Source organism: Thermoanaerobacterium thermosulfurigenes, assembly GCF_051201035.1.
Classification (GTDB): domain Bacteria; phylum Bacillota; class Thermoanaerobacteria; order Thermoanaerobacterales; family Thermoanaerobacteraceae; genus Thermoanaerobacterium; species Thermoanaerobacterium thermosulfurigenes.
Genome location: NZ_JBPODR010000070.1, coordinates 1 through 1,790 on the forward strand (window position 1 = coordinate 1; position 1,790 = coordinate 1,790).

1 rRNA gene is annotated in these 1,790 nt (G+C 47.9%); it reads left to right on the forward strand.

Annotation, left to right across the window (positions count from 1 at the left end):
* A 23S ribosomal RNA gene (locus HNR52_RS12190) occupies positions 1-1,790 on the forward strand; the annotation flags it as partial.

A 1,790-nucleotide genomic window follows, 5' to 3' on the forward strand; every position in this document is an offset into this window, starting at 1 on the left:
AAATACCGAGTGGGATCCAGAGTACCACAGGATAGGCAACCCGGTGGGAAGACGGGAGGACCATCTCCCAAGGCTAAATACTCCTAAGTGACCGATAGCGCATAGTACCGTGAGGGAAAGGTGAAAAGAACCCCGGGAGGGGAGTGAAAGAGAACCTGAAACCATATGTCCACAAGCAGTGGAAGTCCGGCACTCAACTGAACATGTTAGAGAGAAGAAAAAAGAACTAGCGTGTCCAGTTGAGAGCCGGACGACCACGTACTTTTTGTAGAACGGACCGGCGAGTTATAGATATGCAGCGAGGTTAAGCGAAAGCGGAGCCGAAGCGAAAGCGAGTCTTAAAAGGGCGAAAGTTGCATATCATAGACCCGAAACCGTGCGACCTACCCATGATCAGGGTGAAGCCGGAGTAAGATCTGGTGGAGGCCCGAACCACGTTGACGTTGAAAAGTCATGGGATGAATTGTGGGTAGCGGAGAAATTCCAATCGAGCTCGGAGATAGCTGGTTCTCCCCGAAATAGCTTTAGGGCTAGCCTCAGGGGGAAGGAAATATGGAGGTAGAGCACTGAATGGACTAGGGGCCAAAGAGGTTACCGAACCCTATCAAACTCCGAATGCCATATTGAGACCCTGGGAGTCAGACTACGAGTGATAAGATCCGTGGTCAAAAGGGAAAGAGCCCAGACCGACAGCTAAGGTCCCAAAGAGCATGTTAAGTGGAAAAGGAAGTAGGATTTCCAAGACAACCAGGATGTTGGCTTAGAAGCAGCCATACATTCAAAGAGTGCGTAATAGCTCACTGGTCGAGAAATCCCGCGCCGAAAATAAACGGGGCTAAAACATGCCACCGAAGCTACGGATTCTAAAGAAAGAATGGTAGGGGAGCGTACTGTACAGGACGAAGGACAAGCGAAAGCGAATCTGGACAGTACAGTAGAGAGAATGCCGGTATAAGTAACGAGAGTAAGGCGAGAAACCTTACCGTCGAAAGCCTAAGGATTCCTGGGGAAGGATAATCCGCCCAGGGTAAGTCGGGACCTAAGCCGAGGCGAAAGCGTAGGCGATGGAGAACCGGTAATAAATCCGGTACCACCGAAATCCGTCAAAAGAGAAGCAAGGACGCAGCGAGATAAGAAAAGCGTGCGGTTGGTAGAGCACGTCCAAGCAGCGACGAAAAGAGCTTTGAGTGAAGTACCAAAGCTCATAAGAGCTGTGAAGGGGAGCCGAAAGGCGAAGTTTCGAAGGGGCTGCCAAGAAAAGTTGCTATCGAGGATAAGGTGCCCGTACCACAAACCGACACAGGTAGGCGAGGAGAGAATCCAAAGACGAGCGGGAGAACCCTCATTAAGGAACTCGGCAAAAAGACTCCGTAACTTCGGGAGAAGGAGTGCCGAAAGGCCGCAGAGAAGAGGCCCAAGCGACTGTTTACCAAAAACACAGGTTTCTGCTAAGTCGAAAGACGAAGTATAGGAGCTGACGCCTGCCCGGTGCTGGAAGGTTAAGGGGAAGGGTCATCCGGCACTCAACTATACCTATTAGGAGTGAAAGAAATGTATTATGTCTATATAATAAAGAATGAAAATGGAGGCATATATACAGGCTATTCAGAGAATATAAAGAAAAGAGTAGAAGCTCATAATAAAGGACTAAACAAATACACAAAAGGGCATAAATGGGAACTAATCTACTAAGAAGCATATAAAGCAAAAGAAGATGCCCAAAAGAGAGAAAAGCAATTAAAAAAATCTCATAATGCAAGAAGATGGTTAAAAGAAAGAATAGCCAAAAG